Genomic DNA, 21,309 nt, shown 5'->3' with positions numbered 1-21,309 from the left:
CACCACTACTTTTCAGGGCTTTAACCATCAAATAAAAAGTTTCATCTATCATTGCAGCACCCCGCAGGTAAACAATATATACTGTGCAGGTTAAACCAATATTACCAAAAACTATCTTCGTTAAATTACTATGAAAAAACCTATTGCCTTAACACTATTATGTTTGCTGCTATTATTATATAGTATAACAGGCTACACCCAGCAGGCTGCCAAACCCAGCTTCAAGGCAATAGCTATAGCCGAAAACGGCGGAGGGCATGCCTTATTTGACGTAGCAGCTAAATCCTGGCTAAATAAGCTGGCTGCCGACAGCAATTTCACCGTCGATTACATCAGCGACACCAAACAAATTAATAAAGCGTCCCTGAAGCAATACCAACTTTTTATCCAGCTGGATTACCCTCCATATCCCTGGGAAAAGGAAGCGCAGGATGCCTTTACAGATTATATTGAAAATGGCCGGGGCGGCTGGGTAGGTTTTCATCATCCTACGCTGCTTGGTGTTTTTGATGGGTACCCGATGTGGCAATGGTATTCGGATTTTATGGGCGGTATCGAGTTTAAGCTGCATATCCCCGGCGGCACAGCTGCCGAGCTCCATGTAGAGGATGCGAAGCACCCGGTGATGAAAAACCTCCCATTAAGCTTTATAACCGAAGATGAGTGGTATATCTACAACAAGAGCCCGCGGGCCGGGGTGCACGTTTTGGCCAGTATTGATGAAGCTACCTATCTCCCCAAAAAAGATGTAAAAATGGGCGATCACCCGGTAATCTGGAGCAACGAGCATGTTAAAGCCCGGAATGTGTACATCGCCATGGGCCATTTTCCGCAGCTTTTTGATGATGTAGCCTTTACCACCTTGTTCCGGAACGCCATATTCTGGGCCGCGGATAAGCCATAGGTTGCTCCCATGGCTAAAAAACTGCCGATACGTGTTATTTTAACATTATTTTTTTGTACCACTACAATACCACTACAGCAATCCATTGCGGGTTTAAAACCAGCGTAATAAGGCAAACTGCACTTGGTTTACAATATTTAACTGTGTAGTATATGTAAAATGTTGATTAAATTACGGCTCACAATCAGCCGGCTATTACATGGCCGGGCTGTATTATTAACTGAGTTTTACTCAACCACCACAGTAATTGGTTAATGAAGAAGTGCATTCTGTTTATTCTTGTTCTACGTGCTTCTATCTGCACTTCCATCGCCCAGGTAACGCTTGGTACTCCCGCTATCAAAAACTACACCCACAATGAGTACAATGCAGGCAGCGAGATGTGGGATCTTAAACAGGGCAAAAACGGGCTCCTGTATCTTGCCAATGAGGATGGCTTACTCACCTTTGATGGCAGTTACTGGAAAACCTATCCCCTGCCCAACCGCAGCGCCATTAAATCGGTAGCTATTGACGCTGCCGGCAGAATTTACGTTGGCGGGCAGGACGAGGTTGGTTATTTTTTTCCGGATGATGCAGGCATCCTGAAATTTCATTCGCTTAAACAACTGCTGCCCCAAAAGGCAAGGCAGTTTGCCGATATCTGGGATATTGTAATTTATAACGACGAAGTTTTTTTCAGAACGATTGAGTGCATTTTCGAACTGAAAAACAACACCATGCGCACCTTTGATGCTCCGGGCGGCTGGATGTTGCTGAGCCAGGCAAGCGGGCGCCTGTTTGCGCATGATAAAGACATCGGCCTTGTTGAGTTTAAAAATGCCCGCTGGCAGGCCTGCGTGGCGCGGCCAACCAATACCATCAGGGTTACCGGCATCACCGAATTTAGCCGCGATACCTTGCTGGTCACCACACGTAAAAACGGCTTATTTTTTTTTAGTGGATCAAGCCTGTATAAAGCTCCCACAGCTATCGATGCTGCCCTGCATACCGATCTGGTAAACTTCAGCAAAAAAATAAGTAATGATCGTTATGCGATAGGTACCGCTGCCAAGGGATTATTTATTATAGACAGCAAGGGCAGCCTCATTGAACAGTTTTCCATCCGGCAGGGACTGCAAAACAACAATATCCATTGTGTTTTGCCGGATGGCGACCATAACCTGTGGCTTGGCCTCGAAAGCGGGCTCGATTTTATCAATTATAATACATCTGTTAAACACATTTATCCAAACCGCGAAAACCAGGTAAAAAGCAATGCTGTAAGTATTTTTAATAATAAGCTGTATATCGGCACATCCAATGGCTTGTATACCGCGCCGTTAAATGCTCAGCAAAAGGATATCAGCACTACAACAGGCGTATTTACCGAGGTGGAGAATACCCGCGGGCAGGTTTTAAGTTTAGCGCAGATTGGCGGGCATTTACTGGCCGGCCACCAGGATGGTATATTACAAATTGATAACAACCAGGCTAAGCCCGTAACTCCCGGCCCGGGTGCCTGGATGATGAAGAGCTTTCCCGGCTCGGCCGATATTATTGCGGGTACCTACACCGGTTTCCAACTCTTAAAGTACAATAACGGCAGCTTCAGTTTTGAGGGAAAAATAGGCGGCATTTACGAATCATTAGGCAACCTTGCCCTGGACAATAATAGCTTTATCTGGGCAACTCACCCCTACCGCGGAATTTTTAAGGTACAACTATCGGCAGACAGAAAAAAGGTTGCCAGATATACCCAGTATGTCAATAAAAGCGGGCTGCCATCCGCCCTTAATAATCACGTATATTTTATTAAAGGCAAAATCATCGCCGCAACCGAAAAAGGAGTATATGAATATAATGCCAACAGGAATAATTTCCGCGTTTCATCCTTCTATCAGCCCATTTTTACCGATGCCCGCATTGAATACCTTACTGAAGATGGCAGGGGCAATATCTGGTTCATCAGCAATCAGCGGGTAGGCGTTATTGACTTCAGCAAAAAAACAACGCTTACGCCTTATACGGTTATTTATTTCCCTGAGCTTGCCGGGCAAACGGTTAAGGGGGCCGAATACATTTACCCGCACGATCAGCAAAATATTTTTATAGGATCGAACAATGGTGTGTTTCATTTAAATTACCGGCAATACGTATCCTCAGAAAGCAAACTGAATGTTTTGCTCACCTCGGTAAAAGCCATAGCCGAAAAGGATAGCCTTATTTTTGGCGGATACTTTGTTAAAAATGGCCAGATAGTACCGGCTCAAAACACCAAACAAATAACCAGCCTATCCAACCATTGGAACTCCTTTCATTTTGAATACACTTCCACCTTATACGCACAAAAGAGTAATGAAGAGTTTACCTACAAGCTGATAGGTTTTGATAAGGAATGGTCGAAGTGGTCGGTTAAAACAGAGAAGGATTATACCAATTTGCCGTACGGTAAGTATACATTTTCGGTGCGGGCGCGGAATAACCTGGGTGCCGCTTCGGCCCCCGTTAACTATACTTTTATTGTTGAACCGGCATGGTATCAAACCATCTGGGCTTATTTAATTTACCTTATCATTTTTGGCTACCTGGTATACCTCGGCATAAAATATCAGCAAAAAAGGTTCGATCTGCACCGGCAAAGGCATGAGGAAGAGCAAAAGCGCCTTAACTACCTGCACAGCCTTGAGCTTGACCGGAATGATAAAGAGATCATGGCCCTTAAAAATGACAAGCTTGAGGCCGAGCTCAATTATAAAAACAAGGAATTGGCCACCCTTACCATGCAGATGGTTGACCGTGGTAAGCTGATGCTTAATATTAAGGATGAGTTGATGGTGCTGATTAAAAAATTGAATATCCCCGATGCATCGTACCAGTTCAGGAGCGTATTTAAATTACTGAGCGATACCGAAAAAAGCGACGACGACTGGGATAACTTCTCGATGTATTTTGACCAGGTACACAACAACTTCCTGACCACCATGAAAGCCAAGTTCCCGGGCCTCAGTTCAACCGATTTGAAATTGTGTGCGTACCTGCGGTTAAACCTCTCATCTAAAGAAATAGCCCAGCTGCTCAACATCTCCTTAAAAGGTGTCGAGATCAGCCGGTACCGGGTACGTAAAAAATTGCAGCTCGCTACCGAAACAAACCTTTATGATTTTTTAATAGAAGTAACAAAGTAACCTTGCTACTTCCGGTTGCTAACGGCTATAATGGTATTCGCCGCTGTTTACGGTAAATTTTTTATAGGTTTTGCCTAAGGCGTCCGGCACAAAAATATCGGCTACGGTATTTGGGGGAATAGTAACTGCCATATCAAGTTTGTTCCCTTCTATTTTCCATTTGCTATTAATGTGCCCATAAACACTATCATAACCGGCTTCGGCCCAGGTGAGCCCGCCGCCAATAACAGGTTTGATAATGATCTTTTTATACCCGGGTTCTGCCGCCTGTATGCCTGCAATGTTTTGATACATCCAATCGCCGATAGCGCCGTAGGCATAATGGTTATACGAGTTCATGGATGCCTCCTCAAAGCTTCCATCGGTACGGATGCCGTCCCATCGTTCCCAAATGGTGGTGGCGCCTGCCTTTATAGGATACAGCCATGATGGGTAGGTATCCTGCAGTAACAGCTTGTAGGCTACATCGGCATGATTAAATTTACCCAACACATCACATAAATAAGGCGTGCCTAAAAATCCGGTAGTAAGGTGGTAATTGTATTGCTTTATGTTTTTAACCAACCTATCAGCAGCCTGCTGACGCAGGTTTGCGGGTAGCATATCAAATTCAAGCGCAAGCACGTAAGCGGTTTGGGTGTCGGACGAGATCAATCCGTTAGGTGTAACATACTCGCTTAAAAAAGCCCCTTTAATTTTTTGCAGCAACCGGCTATAAAACTGTTCATCGGCCTTTTTATTTAAAAGTTTGGCACTGTTTATTAAAATTTGGGTTGAGCGCGCGTAGAAGCATTGGGCTATCAGGTATTTATTGGTAATGGCCGATACTCCGTCTCTGTCGTCGTTCACGCTGTAAAACAGCCAGTCGCCAAAGTGATTGCCTGATACCCATAAATTATTACGGGTTTGTTTGGTAATAAAATCAACCCAGGCTTTCATGCTTTGGTATTGATTTTCCAGTACCTGCTTATCACCATAGGTCGTATAAACAGTCCACGGTACAATGGTGGCTACATCTCCCCAGCCCGAGCTGCCTCCTACCTCGTTATTACCGGTTTTGAAAATATCGGGGATAATATAGGGGATACTACCTGATTGATATTGATCTGCTGCTACATCCTTAAGCCATTTGGTAAAAAAATTATGCACGTTCATATTAAACGATGCTGTTCGCGAAAAAACCTGCGCATCGCCGGTCCACCCCAATCGTTCATCCCGCTGAGGGCAATCTGTAGGTACATCCAGAAAATTACCACGCTGCCCCCACTGAATATTGTGCTGTAATTGATTGAGCAATGGGTTTGAACAGGAAAAGCTACCTGTAACTTTCATATCTGAGTATAAGGAAACGGCAGTAAAATCATCCGGATTCAGGTCGCCTTTGATACCCTGTACTTTAATGTATCTGAAGCCCTGCCAGGTAAACTGCGGTTCGAAAGTATGCTTTTCATTATCGTTTAATATATAAATGTTTTGAGCTTTGGCCGCCCGTAGGTTCTCGGTGTAAAAGTTACCGGGTTTATCCAGTACTTCGGCGTGTGCTATTTTGATCGAATCACCGGCATGGCCTTTAATGGTTAGCCGTACCCAGCCTACCAGGTTTTGGCCAAAATCAATAATTTTTTCGCCTTTGGGTGTGGTTATAATTTTAATCGGTTTAAATGTTTCATGTTGCCTAACCGGCTCATTAACGGTAGCTACGAGGTTACTGTTGTTGCCGGGCAGCACTTTTACATTTTGCCAGTCGTGGTCGTTAAAGCCGGCAGTGGCCCAGCCTTTTTGGTCCAGGCGGGTATCAAGCGTGCATCCGTCATAAATTTCGGCAAAGCGTAAAGCACCTGTTGATGATTTCCAGCTTTCGTCGGATACAATGAGCTTTTCTGTACCATCTGCATAAACTATTTTAATTTGTAAAAGCAGCCCAAGGCTTGTTCCATAAAAATTTGGACGCGGTACAACCGGCCCCAGCGGACTTCTATACCAGCCGCTGCCCAATGTTACCCCAATGGCATTATCGCCCTGTTTTAATAACTGTTTTACATCATAGGCCTGGTATTGCAGGCGTTTGTTATAGCTTGTCCAGCCGGGTGTGAGATACGCATCTCCCACTTTCGCACCGTTTATCTGCGCTTCGTAAAAACCGTGCGATGTAATATATGCCGTTGCCTCGCGAACCTCGCTATTTATCGAGAAAGAAGTGCGCAGCAATGAAGCAGGCCCGTTAACTACATCTGGGGCGTATGGGCCTATCCATTTAGCTTTCCAATCGGCGGGCACCAAAAGCCCCATCTTCCATGAAGCTGCTTCGCTCCAGGTCGATTGTTTACCCTTACTATCCCATACTCTCACCTTCCAGGAATAAGAACCTCCCGATTGCAGTGTTTTCCCTTTATAGGGTATATACAATGACTGAGCGGTCAACACTTTACCACCCGACCAAAATTTCCCAAGCCGGCCATGCACTACATCGGGCGTATCAACCTCAATTTCATAGGCCGACTGACTAATGTTTTTGTTATCTGCTGTAACCAATTGCCAGCTAAAACGCGGATTTGGGTTATCGATACTGATGGGATTTTTCTGCCCTTCAGTTAACAGATTGGTCACCGTTAATTGTGCCGAACAGATTTTGCAAGCTAATAAAAGGCCGAGCGTGATAATAGTTGATCTCATAGTTTTAAGACAGGGTAAGGAGTAATTGGCTACCGAAGCTAAATGAATGGTGTAAATAAACTATCCCCCTCTGTCTGATTTGTGGAAGATTAACTCTGTCGCTATCCGGAGTCCGGACAATGGCAGTAAAACAGGCAATATGCAGTAATATTTATTCAACTACATTACTGTTAGTTTGTTAGCAGCATTCTTTTTTTTACCTTCGCGGCCCTCTTGTTTTTATCACTATCTCCCCTGTTATGAATAAGTTCTTATATGGCATTGATTTCGGGACAACCAACTCGGCACTGGTTATCTACAATGAAGAAACCAACCAGATCCACAGCACCATTATCATTCCCTCGCTCATTTATTTTTATCAGCAATCCGGCCCGGGCAATACACCCAATTATGTAGTGGGCGAAGCTGCCATATCGGCTTACCTTGAAGATGATATGAAAGGGCGTTTCATCAAATCGGTTAAGCAAATTTTACCCAGAAGCAGCTTTACCGAAACCCGCATTCAAAATAAAAAGTATAATGCATCCGATCTGGTTGCGATTATTTTAAAGGAGCTGAAAGGCCGGGCCGATCAATTAACCGGGCAAGACTGCCGGAAGGCTGTAATTGGCCGCCCTGTTTTTTTTGATGACGACGACGTTAAAAAAGACACGCTTGCGCAAACCAGGCTTAACAAAGCCGCCGAACTGGCCGGTTTTGAAGAGATCCGTTTTCAGTTTGAACCTATCGGGGCCGCTTTTGCTTACGAAAAAAGCCTGTTAAAAAAAGAAAACGTATTGGTTGCCGACCTCGGCGGCGGCACCACCGATTTTACCTACCTGATGCTCGATCCTGAAAGAGCAGGGCTGAAAGACAGGCAGCGCGATATACTGGCCAACGGAGGTATTTATATAGGCGGCGATAGCTTCGATTCGGCCTTTATGTGGGAAAAAGGCACTCCTTATTTTGGCAAAAACACGCAATATGAGGCTACGCCGGGTAAGGTATTGACGGTACCGAAATCACTTTTTGCCAATATCTGCTCATGGGAGCAGATGAATTTTTTTAACAGTCTGCGCATTCAAAGAGATATTGAAGATTACTATTATTTTTCGGGCAACGATCCGCAATTCAAAAACCTGATCACGCTTATTGAAAACAACCTTGGTTACTCGGTATTTCAATCAATCGAAGAAACAAAAATCACGCTTACTACCGAAGATAAGGCCCCGTTTAGCTATCAGAAAATGGATATCACGATAGACGAAGCGATAAGCCTGGCAGATTACGAGCAGATTATTGCAAAGGATGTAGACCGGATTGCAAGTTACCTGGATGATTTTATGCAACGAAATAACATTAAACCTGAGCATATAGACAGCCTGTTTTTAACCGGCGGTACCTCCATGGTGGGCAGTATCCAAAAACTGTTTAAAAACAGGTTTCCTGATGTTAAGCTTAATTCGGGCGATAATTTTAAGAGTGTGGCTACGGGTTTGGCTTATAGTGGTTATTTGTTTGAGGAGTAGAAACCATTCGCAGGGTATGGTATGATCCTTGAATTTAATTTCTAAATTTAACTCAAAATCAACGCCATGAGAAAAGTTATGTTCGCCATGAATATCAGCATCGACGGCTGTTATGACCATACGCTTTTTATGCCCGATGCAGAACTCATGGCGTATTTTACCAACCTGATGCTGGATACCGGTGTAATAGTTTACGGCCGTAAAACCTACCAGCTAATGGTGCCCTACTGGCCCGATGTTGCCAAAAGCCAAACCGGCCCGCCCGAAGATATCGCTTTTGCTAAAGCAATGACGCCCATCCCCAAAATAGTACTGTCGCGCACCCTTAAAGTTGCTGATGAAAATACCGGTATTGTTAATGACGGTCCGGAGGACCTGATACGCCAACTGAAGCAACAACCTGGTAAAAAGATAGCTTTGAGCAGTACAAGCCTGCTTGCTGAAATGCTTGCACTCGAACTGATAGACGAACTTTACCTGATAGTACATCCAATACTTGCAGGAAGCGGCGAACGCTTATTTGAAAATTATATCTCGCCGCAAAAGCACAATTTTAAACTAACGGCATCTCAACCATTTAACTCAGGCGCTATTGCGCTTCATTACCATAAAAATGACTAACAGCAGCACACACGACGAACGCATCGCTAAAATGATATTCGGATCTGTATACCCCTTATATCTAACCAAAGTAGAGAAAAAAGGCCGCACAAAGGCCGAATTGGATCAGGTGATAACCTGGCTGACCGGATTTACTAATGCGAAGCTACAAGATTTAATTGCGCAAAAGGTGAGTTTCGAGGCTTTTTTTAGCCAGGCTTCGCTAAATCCCAATGCATCGCTTATCACGGGGCTTATTTGTGGTTATCGCGTTGAAGAGATAGAAAATCCGTTAACACAGCAGGTGCGGTATTTGGATAAGTTGGTGGATGAGTTGGCTAAGGGGAGGAAGATGGAGAAGATATTGAGGGGGAGTTGAAGAATATAATACAGAAAACGTGTTATAGCGAAACTGAGACGGTCAAAATCATTTCCATTTATGTGGATAACATTCAAGAACCTTACAATAAAAAAGGGGACTCGCTACTACGGGTTCATTTCAATGCGCCCACCTGGGCTCGAACCAGGGACCAAAAGATTATGAGTATTTTATGCTATGCTTACGAAGTAGAGTAAAAATCGCGTCCTACGATTTACAGAGGCCAATTTAAGACTATTTTTCGATTTGGTCAACATGGCTTCGTTACATATTTGTAACATGACTTGTTGGATTAATCGAATACATTAAGCTGTGAACCCGAAATACACCACGTCGAAACCATCGCTGATAGCGGCTATTTCTTACTCGCTGTTCGGCCCGGCCGCATAGGATGGGCTAAATAAGGGCTTTCCAGCTGTACTTGATACAGCAGAACCACCGATGGCCACGAGGCCGACCAAAGCCTGCTGTCAACTGTTTCGTTCATTTTGAATGGGAAAGCTAAAGAAAAGCGCATCAGCGATGAGTTGACTGAAAAGTACTACAATTTGTAAAGGAAAAAGGCTACCAACCTAATCAGCTGGCTAAAAGCCTGAGCACCGATAAAACAAAAATGATATGCCTGATGGTCGAGAAGATCTCTGATTACTTCTTTTCCCATATCGCTTTCCACTTACTTATAAGCGATGGCCTCCCGATTGTGCTTTTCGACCGTTACCTGCCAAACATTCCTACCGATTATGTGGGCCTCGATAATTATAACGGCACGTATGAGGCGGTAGCATTTTTAGTTGAAGGTTCCCGAAAAAATATTGCCCTGGTTACCCTCTCCTCCGACCAAACACAAATGGCCGAACGCCAATCGGGTTACCTCGCAGCCATGGAAGAACACGGGCTAAGTCCGATTATACTAAAAGTATCTTTTGAAAACGATACGGAAACTACAGTAGCACAATGCGTGCAATTCATCAAGGAACATCCCGGGCTCGATGCTATCATATTCGCTACCAACTACCTGTCCCTGAGCGGTATCAAGGCTATCAGTGATCGGGAACTGAAGATCTCTGCCGATATTTCGCTGATCGATTTTGACGATCATGACGTATTTAAAATCTACAACCCAACCATCAGCGCTATATCCCAGCCGCTTGATGAACTGACCAAACAACTGTTCAAAACGTTGCTTGATAAGCTCGAGAACAAAGTACGGCTCAAAGATATAAGCAAGGTGATCATACAGCCAGAGCTTAGCCGGGGTTAAACCTAAAGTCGCGGCGCTTAGCAATGTCAACGCGCTTCAGCCTGACCTCGGCGAAAATACGGTAACGCTAGCCTGCAGCCTTTCTCCTAAACCAGAAAATGGCTTGTTATTACCCGATGCCAGTAGCGGCGTTTATTACTATAAAAATAAATTTCACACTGGTTTCAGTGCAGATGTATCCTATGAGTTAACCGATTTAATGTTCGCTCCCCAAGGATTTTTTCAAGGCGCTGCATTCGGACACCCGTAGCCAGTCTGGCATGGAAGACCAAGTCAACTTTGGCATATCCTCGAATGACGATAAAAGTTTTAACCTGGAAATTATAATGAATAAATATAAATGATCGAAAAGTATTACAATCCGTCTTAAAGGCAGCCATGCGTTTTTTATATCGCACCCGGAAGAAGTTTTGGACGCAATTATCACAGCTTCAAAAAAAGTGGCCTTTAGAAAGCAACCCATGCCCGGCAATAAAACATCAGTAATTACAGCTCCTTCAATGGCAAAAATGAGATATGATTAAAAGATCAATTTTCACTGACTAAAGTTTTTGCCAAAAAAACGTTATCATGATTAAGAGGGTCAATACTAAATGCTATAGTTATTTTAGTTCCGTTATCATTATCTATACGGAAATCAGCACCAATATCCTCGCTCAATCCTTTCATGAGCTTGAATCCCAAAGAACCTGGTCTTGCCGTTTCAGTTGAATCGATCCCAACCCCGTTGTCACTTATCATTAATATTATTCTTTCAGAGATTTTGTTCATCGTTATTTCAACTAACCCGTTGCTGCGATTTGGAAAAGCATACTTGATTGCATTGGTTACAGCTTCATTGATAATTAGAACCAATGGCATTGCTTGTGAAACACCAAGTTTAATAGACTGGACTTCTAAATGAAAAGTTATCTGGGCCTTAGTTTCAAAGCTATCCCGAAGATAACCAATGAATTCATTGAGATAAGGAGACATATCGATAGTCTTTATATCTGCTGACTGGTAAAGCTTCTGATGGATCAAAGACATGGCATAAATCCGGCGCTGGCTGATCTCTATCGCCTTTAAAGCATCATTTTCCAAGTAAACGGCCTGAGATTCCAATAGGCAAATTACTGTGTGTAAACTATTTTTCACCCGATGATGCACCTCTTTCAATAACCATTCTTTTTCTGTAACCAAATTCTCCAGTTCCTTGTTCTTCCTGCTGAAGGTTTCGTTTAACTGTTGCTTTAGTCGAAATCTATTATAAAGTAATGCCGATATAAATAACAACAACAGAGATCCCGCTAACGTGATATTTTTGATGAGTCTGCTTTGCTTCAATTCGCTTTGTTGAACAAGCCCCTTTTGCTTCAGTAACTTTATATTTTCATTATTTTTCTCGGCCGCAAACTTCACACTCAGAGCGTCCAATTTTGTCCTGACGTCCACATTAGTCAACGAATCGTTATAGAACTTATACAGGATATGATTTTGGAAAGCAGATTCATAGTTCCGCGATACAGAATCGATCTTATACAGTAATAAATACTTATGATATTTTGCGTAGGCATCTGTGCGCGGGCTTGCAAGTGCTCTTTTCACGAAATATCTGGCTTTGTCTGCCTGCCCGTTTGAAATGTAGAAGCTTGCTATAGCGTAAAATGGATCCGAAAGTTCAGAAAAGTTATTGTCGTAATTCTGTGTTTGCTTAATTATCGCAGTATATTTTTCGTCCGCCTGTGTCGTTTTTCCAAGGCGGTCATAACACATCCCTTGAATATATAATGACTGGACCTTTTGGTAAATAGTTTTCGGCGGAAAATCTTTAGTTGTATTTTGGATAAGGGATATTGCTTCTGCATATCTTCCTAGATTCGTCAGGCAATAGGCCGTATTAAGTAAGCATGTAAACCAAAATAGCTGTGTATCGCTGGTTTCGTTTTCTAGGCCCTTTTTATACCAAACTAATGCGTCCTCGTATTTTCCGAACGTGACATAAGCTGAACCTTTACGCATATAAAAATTACTGGACAGTGCAGTAATTCCAGACCATTTCATATTTTCCAGCGCGGCATCAGCCATTTTGAACCCATCCAGAAACTTAGCTTGCAGTAGCAACACGTATGATAACATCGACTGCGCATAAAGGGAGTGTTTAAATCCATCCGTTTTCTGAAGCAGCAAAATGTGACGTAGGTCTCTTTCCATCAATTTTGTGTCATACTTAAAATTGCACCCCAAAATATTCCAAAGCAATTCAATTTGCTTATCTTTTATCTTTAATTTCTGGTAGATTTCCAGCGACCTGTGGTACGAACTAAGCTTCAGAGTGTCACCAAATGTCAAAACATTCCCAAAAGCCTGCCAGGTGCGGGCTAAACTTTCCATATCAGCTTCGCTCTTCTCCTTAGTGATAAGTTGAAAAAATATTTTTTTCCCCGCCAGCGTATCGCCTTTTTGAAAAGCGTATTCGCCGGTCAATTCAGCTATAACGTTTTTCCAATGGCCATAACTTTCATTTGATATTGATGTCCGCGCTTTTTGAATATAATAGTTGGCGGTATCAAGGTCTTTTTGATGATTCCCCGCCTTATGGATGTACCATATCCCCAATTCGACCAGTATTTGCAACGTCTTTTCGCCACTTTGTTTTTTAAGCATTGCCCGAGCTTTTGAAATATCCCCTGAATTTGCCCAACCTGCACCTTCGGAGACATAAGCATTCGGGAAGCTCTCATTATATGGTAAAAGGTATGACAGTCCTGTTATTTGGGAGGCCAGAATCATGACCGTGTCACGATCCAATTTACTTTGCGTAATAAAGTTTATAAACTGTGCTGTGCTAATTTCGAGCAGCCTTTTCTGAGAAATTGAATAGTTACTTAAGGTACGCCGGGCCGAATCGGTTTGACCATCAACATGCAATGTGATGAATAATAAAACAACACTCATAAATATACGTCGTGCCATAGGTAAAGCTTGCTTTAGAGAAGATCAAATTCGACTAAGCCGTGGCAAGATTTTCATTGATTGTTCATCAATTCATTAATCCCATCTTACGTGAGTACTACTTCTGCTCCTATTTTAAAACTTGTTCGTTTATCTGCCTTGATTTAACGGGCAGTAATACCCATGTGGATTAAACGTACCCTTTCAGACTTTAGCTAAAAAACGTCTACTCATAATCTCTACGCTGATGAATAAACCATAAAACCATGTTTATTTGTGGATACATATCAATTAATTTACCGGTAGAGTGGAAATCTCAATACAATTTAATTTTATTTCATCCTTAAAGAAAGTTGAACGCAAATAACACAGTTACTACCAATAGCATCAATAATGCAAGCTGATTGAAACATCGACTTCAAAGTCATTGCAAAAGCTATATGAAGATAAGCAATAAAATGGAAAAATGGGAGCCAAATGGTTGAAACCGGACACTACATTATTTTTAATTGGACGAAGTTATCCACGGGCATTTAAGATGCGATCGATAGGCGTTAATTAATGCGAAGTCAACAAATTAATTTGTGAAATAATCAATCCTTTTCCGGTGGCAATTCAGCGTCATCTAAAAATAGCGTAAAAGAAGATTCAGCAGCATCAAACGATTGCTTTAATAAATCGATAGGCGGGTCGACACTTTCTTTCCCGGGAATTCTTTCTTCGTTCAGACCATTTGAATGCACATCTTGTTGGCTTAACTGATCATCTTTGTCAGCTCCTTCCGAATCGTCAAGAGAAATCTGATCTTCAGGTTTTTTTATCATTGTTACGTTTATTAGTTAAAATAATTTTCGTTGCCACACTTCTGGCAATTTAATCATAAATAGTTTACATTCCAAATTACAACTAACTATATGTAAGCCAATTAAAAGTATTAACCCACAAACACAATGACGAATTATCATCAAAAAACGAAAAAACGATCAAAAGGAGACAGTTAGTACAAGTCACATGACTCTTTAATTTCGTTGCGTTGTCATGACTCCAGAAGACCGCTATTAACAATTAACCATGGCCGCCCCTTTGGTTTCCTGTGAGAATGTTTTATCAGATTTTTTTTTGCATTAGTTATATCAGAATTTAACCCTGATTGTACGGAAAGGTCACTTTGATTTTGGTGCCGTGGTCGTTCTCAAATAAAATTTCGCCATTGATATCCTCGCATAATCCTTTCATCAGGCTTAGGCCCAGTGAGTTCTTTTTTGGAGTGGAGTTTATGTTCATCCCTATTCCGTTATCTTCCAATGTTAAACATACCTGTCTGGCATTACAACTCATCTTAATGCTTATTTTTCCTTTATAATTGGGGCTAAAAGCGTGTTTAATAGCGTTAGAGATTGCCTCGTTGATGATTAACGCTATTGGTATGGCCTGCCCTGCATTGAAATTCAGGGGCTCAATGCAGTATGTGAACTCAATATGGGTGCTGCTTTCATGACTTTCAGAAAGGTATTTGATCAGTTCAGGCACATAAACCTCCATATTTATGGTTTTAATATCTTCGGATTGATAAAGCTTTTGGTGGATCAACGACATGGTATAAATGCGATTCTGACTTGTTTCAATAGCCTTCAGCGCATCCTTTTCAAGAAAGACGGCCTGCGATTCTAACAGGCAAATTACGGTGTGTAAATTATTTTTAACCCGATGGTGTACTTCTTTTAAAAGCCACTCCTTTTCTTCAAGCAGGTGCTGTAACTGAATGTTCTTTTGAGTAATCATTTCATGGCTTTTAAGAATGATCTTATTACTTCTTTGCTTTTGGCGATAGCTGTAATAAAATTGCCCGGCGACATGGACCACTACGATGATGCCGGCAATAGTGAAATTTCTTTGCAGATTGGCCTTCTCCACACGAGCCTGCTGTGCCAGGGCATTACTTTTCAGGGATTTTATGGTCTGTTCCTTTTGACTAGTTTCATATTTAACATTAATCTCGTTTAGTTGCCTTACTTTATCTACTGTAAACAGGGAATCTGTGATCCTTTTATGTAATTCGAAGTGATCTATGGCCGCAATAAAATTACCGGTTGCGGAATCCACTTTAAACAGTTCGTGCTGGATCTTTGCCTGCTGGATCGGTGCTATAATTTCGTTCGGGTATTTTTCAATCAGGCCGAGGTAGTATCCGGCCTTTTCATATTTACCGGCAGTGACGTAAAAATGCCCTATGCTTTGGATCAATTGCGCATACAAAAATTTCTTCTCGTGCCGTTTATCAAACTGGTTATATGAATTCAGGGATCTGGCATAATATTTCTCAGCAAGGTCATACTTTTTAATCGCAGTAAAGTAATTACCCGAGGCCTGGTTGATATATATACGGGCAGCAAAACTTTTATTGCTATTAGCGCGCTGCTTTATTAAAAACGAATTTGCCTCGACAAACTCAGCCTTACTGATTAAGGCGTCGGTGCGATATAATACCGCGGAACAATACAACATCGTTCCTACTACATTTTCACCCGCATTCAGGATCTTATTTATCCATAGCAAAGCATGGTCATAATCGCCCATAAGCTGGTGAAGATGGTCTACCGATAAATACCTCCAGTATCTTTCCGGTGCTTCCGGGTGCGCCGCATCTATTTCTGCAAGTACCGTCAACCTGTAAAAAAGTTCTTTTGGCTGATTTCCTTTTCTATAATTCACCTCTGCCAGGAGGTCATAAGGATAAGTTAAGTTGGTATAACCTACAGCCTTGAATTGTTTAATAACCTGTATCAGTTCCCGTTCGGCATCATCAAGTTTTCCCATCTGCATGTGTGTATCTGCCAGGTTCCTACGCGTTTCGATCGCATTTACCTTTTGGCCCGTCTGCAAAAATAATTTCAGCGCTGTTTCGTGATAGGCGGCGAGTTGTTTTAAAAAGGCAGGATCTGTACTGGTATAATTTAATTTCAGGGCATAATCTTCATAAATTTTTGCTTCCTGGAATTTTTCACCCTGTTTATGGTAAAAGGATACCAATTGCTCAAACGCCAATCTTGTTTTTTTCGGATCACGGCTTTCATAATAATAACCCATGAAGCAGAACAGCGTTTTATTTTGCCATGTTGCTGACCTGATACGATGGCTCAATAGATCCGCTAATGTGTAATATTTGTTGGCGCTATCCAGGTCCTGTTTATACTCATTGGGTTTAAATAGGTAATAATTGCCTAATTGTAGCAAGTAACCTATCCTGTCAGTATCTGATTTAGCAAGGTGGATCTCTCTTAACAACACGTCAGGGTTGGCAGTCTTATTTTGGGCGCTCAATGAAATAGCGAAGCATTGCAGGAAACCAAATAGAATTAGCTTATGAATCGGTCGTTGGGAGAAGTTGCTGACTATTCAAATGTATTTAAAATTTCGATAAATAAAACCTATCTAACAGATAATCAGACGATTTAAGCACTTAGTAAAAGACAAAATTTTCTGTATACCACTTTCTACGATAACAAAAAACGTGTATATTTTTTTAAAACAAATCTGTATTTTTTCAGGTATTGCTGATATTTGAAAGGATTGAAGAAAAATAGCAATGTATCATAGGCTTATACGGTCAAAATGTCGATATATAAATGACTATCAAACAATTAAATAACGATATATGATCTGACCACAAAGGAAATTACAATTCTTTTAATCATGTCCCATGAAACTGACCTATCGTGACCATTCCTGCCTTACATTCTTCGCCGGCGTTAAAAACCGATTCTTCGATGCGTTCAAACGCCCAATCATTGCCGCGCAATCAAAGTTGATGAGATCAGGCCGATTTTTTTTGCTTCGCACGCCGCTTCGACCATATACCGATGAAGTTCGCGCATTGTGGACATACTGTTACGATGGAGCCCGTCAACCGGGAACTATGACGGTTGCTCAATAAACAAGGTACCGAAATCCCCATCCGGTCAACTTGGACGGCAAATTTACTTTTAACCTTATTAAAGATCCGGTTAGTGGAAGCTCAGGTCCAACCATCAACTCGAACCTTTACGCCACCGAATGCAAAAAAGATGAAATAAAAGCAATCAGCTGTAAATCGTACGAAAGGGATGGCAATAAGATGCTTTGAAAAAGATGAGCATGTACAGCCCGGGCCAAAGGTAATGGTAAATAGCTAAACTCCTGCCTGCCAGATCCGCGGACCAAAGGCAAAATCAGGTATTAAATTAATATGAAGGTAACTGCTTATATAGAACAGAAAACACGCAGGGTTAAATTCACTCTTGTTATTTCATAAATAAGCTGGCGATCGGCGAGATATCGCAATAATAATTTCACCAACAACTAATTACTACACTCAAAATCAACCACTTAAACAAAGGCACGGGCTTTGGTTCGCTAAGGAAACTATGCTGCATACAACTAAGCTGATCCTGTTCTTAATTTTTATTACGACTTGCACTGCCCCGGGCGCAGAACCGGGATATGGTAGTCAGGCACAACTTCCCGGATAGTTTGACCCTGAATGTCCATCGTTCCTATGATGAGGTAAACGGCATCCGCCGCTGGCTGTCCGGTGAAAAGTATCGTAGAAGATGGGCTGACCGGCATTGCGTCCCGGTGAGAAATTAATACCGAACCAGATAATGATACGAGAGAGCGAAACAATGATCAAAGTTACAACCGGATCACTACAGGTGATCGACGCCCTTAAGGATGTGCCGGCAGATCAGCTGGAATGGCTGTTATCGAACAGTTATGAACAATTTCTGCCGGCAGGTGAGTTATTATTCGAACCGGGAACGCCCATAAATTTTACATATATTTTTATTTCGGGTAAAGTTAGCCTTTACGTGCTGCGTAATAATGAAGCCCGGGAATTTGCACTTGCAGAAGCATCTGCAATCCACGGTTACCTTCCTTTCTCCCGCGGTAAGATTAACTTTGCCTATGGCAGGGCACTGGAGGATACCCGCCTGCTGTTATTCCCGGCAGCCCTGATGAATGAGATGATATGTAATCATTTTGAACTTACGCAGGCACTTGTTCATGTCATGAGCAGCAGGGTTCGCGACCTGGCCACCCGGCAGCAACAGGATGAGAAAATGATGGCGCTTGGCAAACTTTCCGCCGGGCTGGCGCATGAGCTGAACAACCCGGCCACCGCGATCATGAGGGGCGGAGCAATAATGAAAGAACATCTGCAGTCGATCCGACTGACTTTTTATGAGATCCTCAAAGACAAGGTCAGCCCGGAGATGGTTGAGATCGTAAAAGCCCTTTTATCGTGTATCCAGAATGAGAAACAACGGCCTACTCCGGGCATGATGGAACGCAGCTCCAGGGAGCAGGAACTGACCGGTTGGCTGCAAAAATGGAACATCACGGCTGCTGGGGATATCGCGGATGACCTTATCACCTTCGGCCTGAATATCAGCGATGCAGAAAAGTTCCTGAACTGTATTCCGGAACCTTGGGCCTCTCAAGGCATGAACTGGCTGCGTGACAACCTCGTCATGGAACGGGTGGTAAGGGATATCGAAGAATCCTCCAGGCGGATTACAGACCTTGTTGGTTCAGTGAAGACATTTACACATATGGACCAGGGCCGTGATAAAGAATACGCCGATATCCATGACGGAATCCGGAATACGCTGGTTATGCTGCAGTACAAGTTCAGGAATAATAATGTCCGGATCGTTGAAAAATTTGATGCCGCTTTACCGCCTGTTAAAGCAATGATCGGCGAACTCAACCAGGTATGGACCAATCTGATCGATAACGCGCTGGACGCGATGGAAAGAACGCCCGGGGGGGTCCTGGAGCTCAGCACCAGGAGTGACGGCCTTTCTGTTTTTGTAACTATCGCAGATAATGGCCCCGGTATCCCGGAGGATATCGTATCGAGCGTATTCGACCCTTTTTTTACGACCAAAGCGATCGGCAAAGGAACCGGGCTGGGGCTGGATGTTGTATTACGGATCGTCAGGCAACATCGTGGTACGGTCAAGCTGGCCAGCGTTCCGGGGCGCACAGAATTCGTGGTCTGCTTTCCGATTAACGGGTAAACAGAACCGTCAGGAGTATATAAACAATTAATATTTAAGCTATGAGCCTCCCTGTGATTTTATGCATTGATGATGATCCCCATGTTCTAAGGGCGATCAGCCGCGACCTTAAGGACCATTACCGCGAAAGCTATCGCATACTGAGCACGATCTCGGTTGAAGAAGCGCTGGGCACGTTACTTGAGCTCCGTAATAAAGGGGACGCTGTGGCACTGTTCCTGTCGGACCAGCGCATGCCCGAGATGGAAGGTGTTGCGTTCCTGAAGCAGGCTGTTAAATTTTTTCCCGATGCCAAAAAGGTCTTACTGACCGCTTATTCCGATAAGGACGCAGCCATCCATGCTATCAACGAATTGCACCTTGATTTTTACCTAATGAAACCCTGGGACCCACCGGCAGAAAAGCTGTACCCTGTCCTGGACGGCTTACTGGAGGACTGGCAGCTGAGCTATCGGCCAGCTTTTACCGGGATCAAGGTGGTCGGCTTCCAGTACTCCAGACTATCACATGAGATCAAGGAATTTTTATCCGGCAACCTCTTGCCTTACCAATGGGTAGATATTCAGGCGACGGAAAACGGAGAAGAACTCTTGTTGCTGAACAAACTTGATCTGAAGGACCTGCCGGTCATATTTTTTGAGGATGGCACTTTGCTGATCAAACCGGGCATCCGGGAAATCGCTGAAAAGACAGGCCTGAGCCCGGAACTGAAGAACGATGTATTTGATGTGGTGATTATCGGCGCTGGTCCTGCGGGACTTGCGGCCGGCGTATACGGAGCTTCAGAGGGATTGAAGACTTTGCTGATCGAACGGTATTCCCCGGGGGGGCAGGCAGGCACCAGCAGCCGGATCGAGAATTACCTTGGATTCCCGGCAGGGATCAGCGGAGCGGAGCTAACTACGAGGGCGCTTACCCAAGCCAAACGTTTAGGAATTCAATTCCTCTCACCGGCAACGGTAACCTCCATCACCGATAACCAGAGCTATAAAAAACTGGAACTGGAAGATGGCAGGACCATCGATACCCGGAGCGTGATCCTGACTACCGGGGTAGAATATCGCCAACTGGAAACCAAAGGTGTGGAAGAATTTACTGGGGCCGGTATTTACTACGGATCGGCTATGACAGAAACAATGGCCTGCAGGAACAAGGACGTTTACCTGGTTGGCGGCGGAAACTCCGCAGGCCAGGCAGCCATGCACCTGTCAAAGGTAGCCAGTAATGTCTATATCATCGTAAGAAGAGATACGCTAGTGGGAACGATGTCCACCTATCTCATCGACCAGATCAAGGAAACCCCGAACATTCATATATTTGGCAAATCAGAGATCATGGAGGCAAGAGGAACCGACCGTTTGCAGGAACTGGATATCATCAACTGGAACACCCGGGAAAGAAAGATATATCCGGCCGCTGCACTGTATATTTTTATAGGGGCAAAGCCGGCCACAGATTGGATAGCCTCCGGCATCATCAAGGACCATAGGGGATTTATCGCGACGGGGCCTTCACTGAAAACCTATGAAGGTTTCAGTCAAAACTGGAAACTGCACCGTGAACCCTACGTCCTTGAAACCAGCTGTCCGGGTATTTTTGCGGCCGGGGATGTCAGAGCCGGCGCAATGAACCGGGTAGCCTCATCGGTCGGAGAAGGCTCGATGGCCATCAGCTTGGTTCACAGGTACCTGGGCGAAGTAAAATAACTTTAGGATTAGCAACTGATAATTGGCATGCTCTTTTCAACAGGTAATAATGTCAGCGAATATTTACCTGTGCGGCAGGTGGTGAGCGATCATTTTGGTAATGATCCCATAACGA

General features: G+C 43.4%; 12 protein-coding genes. 8 read left to right on the top strand and 4 right to left on the bottom strand.

The features are described from left to right. Positions 1-130: 130 nt before the first annotated feature. Both HYN43_RS08960 and HYN43_RS08955 read left to right on the top strand, forming a co-directional pair. Positions 131-904: a ThuA domain-containing protein gene (locus HYN43_RS08960; RefSeq protein ID WP_119411374.1), complete on the top strand. Its 774-nt coding sequence runs from the start codon at positions 131-133 to the stop codon at positions 902-904. A 254-nt stretch (positions 905-1,158) separates the two neighbouring features. Beyond that, positions 1,159-4,071 carry a ligand-binding sensor domain-containing protein gene (locus HYN43_RS08955; RefSeq protein ID WP_119411373.1) on the top strand — a complete coding sequence of 971 codons (2,913 nt, stop codon included), beginning with the start codon at positions 1,159-1,161 and terminating at the stop codon, positions 4,069-4,071. Positions 4,072-4,089: 18 nt separating this feature from the next. On the opposite strand, the gene HYN43_RS08950 is transcribed toward HYN43_RS08955, so the two are convergent. Continuing rightward, positions 4,090-6,744 (bottom strand): glycoside hydrolase family 78 protein, encoded by a 2,655-nt coding sequence (locus HYN43_RS08950; protein ID WP_119411372.1) that lies wholly within the window; start codon positions 6,742-6,744, stop codon positions 4,090-4,092. A gap of 239 nt (positions 6,745-6,983) precedes the next feature. On the opposite strand from HYN43_RS08950, the gene HYN43_RS08945 reads away from it, so the two are divergent. The 4 genes from HYN43_RS08945 (at position 6,984) to HYN43_RS08930 (ending at position 10,492) form a co-directional block, all read left to right on the top strand. Then, the gene (locus HYN43_RS08945; RefSeq protein WP_119411371.1) at positions 6,984-8,252 is read left to right on the top strand and encodes an Hsp70 family protein; all 1,269 of its coding nucleotides are present in this window, start codon (positions 6,984-6,986) and stop codon (positions 8,250-8,252) included. 66 nt (positions 8,253-8,318) lie between these two features. After that, on the top strand, positions 8,319-8,873 hold the full coding sequence (locus HYN43_RS08940) for a dihydrofolate reductase family protein (RefSeq protein ID WP_119411370.1): 555 nt from the start codon (positions 8,319-8,321) through the stop codon (positions 8,871-8,873). Next, complete coding sequence (locus HYN43_RS08935; protein WP_119411369.1) at positions 8,866-9,231, top strand: DUF2200 domain-containing protein; 366 nt, start codon at positions 8,866-8,868, stop codon at positions 9,229-9,231. The genes HYN43_RS08940 and HYN43_RS08935 overlap by 8 nt, the downstream gene beginning before the upstream one ends. Before the next feature lie 625 nt (positions 9,232-9,856). Further along, entirely contained in the window at positions 9,857-10,492 is a 636-nt protein-coding gene (locus HYN43_RS08930) for a substrate-binding domain-containing protein (protein WP_162996393.1), read from the top strand. A gap of 528 nt (positions 10,493-11,020) precedes the next feature. Here the strand turns inward: HYN43_RS08930 and HYN43_RS08925 are convergent. The 3 genes from HYN43_RS08925 to HYN43_RS08915 all read right to left on the bottom strand — a co-directional run bounded on the left by HYN43_RS08925 (position 11,021) and on the right by HYN43_RS08915 (position 16,747). After that, positions 11,021-13,447 carry a tetratricopeptide repeat-containing sensor histidine kinase gene (locus tag HYN43_RS08925; RefSeq protein WP_119411367.1) on the bottom strand — a complete coding sequence of 809 codons (2,427 nt, stop codon included), beginning with the start codon at positions 13,445-13,447 and terminating at the stop codon, positions 11,021-11,023. Positions 13,448-14,019: 572 nt separating this feature from the next. Next, positions 14,020-14,250 carry a hypothetical protein gene (locus tag HYN43_RS08920; RefSeq protein WP_119411366.1) on the bottom strand — a complete coding sequence of 77 codons (231 nt, stop codon included), beginning with the start codon at positions 14,248-14,250 and terminating at the stop codon, positions 14,020-14,022. Positions 14,251-14,566: 316 nt separating this feature from the next. Beyond that, positions 14,567-16,747 carry a tetratricopeptide repeat-containing sensor histidine kinase gene (locus tag HYN43_RS08915; protein WP_119411365.1) on the bottom strand — a complete coding sequence of 727 codons (2,181 nt, stop codon included), beginning with the start codon at positions 16,745-16,747 and terminating at the stop codon, positions 14,567-14,569. Positions 16,748-18,087: 1,340 nt separating this feature from the next. On the opposite strand from HYN43_RS08915, the gene HYN43_RS08910 reads away from it, so the two are divergent. Both HYN43_RS08910 and HYN43_RS08905 read left to right on the top strand, forming a co-directional pair. After that, entirely contained in the window at positions 18,088-19,488 is a 1,401-nt protein-coding gene (locus HYN43_RS08910) for an ATP-binding protein (RefSeq protein ID WP_119411364.1), read from the top strand. A gap of 41 nt (positions 19,489-19,529) precedes the next feature. Continuing rightward, a complete protein-coding gene (locus HYN43_RS08905) occupies positions 19,530-21,194 on the top strand; it encodes an NAD(P)/FAD-dependent oxidoreductase (RefSeq protein ID WP_119411363.1) in 1,665 nt (554 codons plus the stop codon). Positions 21,195-21,309 lie beyond the last annotated feature (115 nt).

The sequence above is a fragment of the Mucilaginibacter celer genome (assembly GCF_003576455.2).
Classification (GTDB): Bacteria; Bacteroidota; Bacteroidia; order Sphingobacteriales; family Sphingobacteriaceae; genus Mucilaginibacter; species Mucilaginibacter celer.
This window is presented reverse-complemented; position numbering and strand designations above follow the sequence as displayed.

What these genes read in the sequence shown, in the direction of transcription:
- HYN43_RS08930 (WP_162996393.1), top strand. Translation starts at nt 9,857, where the DNA reads ATGGTCGAGAAGATCTCTGATTACTTCTTTTCCCATATCGCTTTCCAC.
- HYN43_RS08960 (WP_119411374.1), top strand. Translation starts at nt 131, where the DNA reads ATGAAAAAACCTATTGCCTTAACACTATTATGTTTGCTGCTATTATTA.
- HYN43_RS08920 (WP_119411366.1), bottom strand. Translation starts at nt 14,250, where the DNA reads ATGATAAAAAAACCTGAAGATCAGATTTCTCTTGACGATTCGGAAGGA.
- HYN43_RS08935 (WP_119411369.1), top strand. Translation starts at nt 8,866, where the DNA reads ATGACTAACAGCAGCACACACGACGAACGCATCGCTAAAATGATATTC.
- HYN43_RS08955 (WP_119411373.1), top strand. Translation starts at nt 1,159, where the DNA reads ATGAAGAAGTGCATTCTGTTTATTCTTGTTCTACGTGCTTCTATCTGC.
- HYN43_RS08945 (WP_119411371.1), top strand. Translation starts at nt 6,984, where the DNA reads ATGAATAAGTTCTTATATGGCATTGATTTCGGGACAACCAACTCGGCA.
- HYN43_RS08950 (WP_119411372.1), bottom strand. Translation starts at nt 6,744, where the DNA reads ATGAGATCAACTATTATCACGCTCGGCCTTTTATTAGCTTGCAAAATC.
- HYN43_RS08905 (WP_119411363.1), top strand. Translation starts at nt 19,530, where the DNA reads ATGAGCCTCCCTGTGATTTTATGCATTGATGATGATCCCCATGTTCTA.
- HYN43_RS08925 (WP_119411367.1), bottom strand. Translation starts at nt 13,447, where the DNA reads ATGGCACGACGTATATTTATGAGTGTTGTTTTATTATTCATCACATTG.
- HYN43_RS08910 (WP_119411364.1), top strand. Translation starts at nt 18,088, where the DNA reads ATGATCAAAGTTACAACCGGATCACTACAGGTGATCGACGCCCTTAAG.
- HYN43_RS08940 (WP_119411370.1), top strand. Translation starts at nt 8,319, where the DNA reads ATGAGAAAAGTTATGTTCGCCATGAATATCAGCATCGACGGCTGTTAT.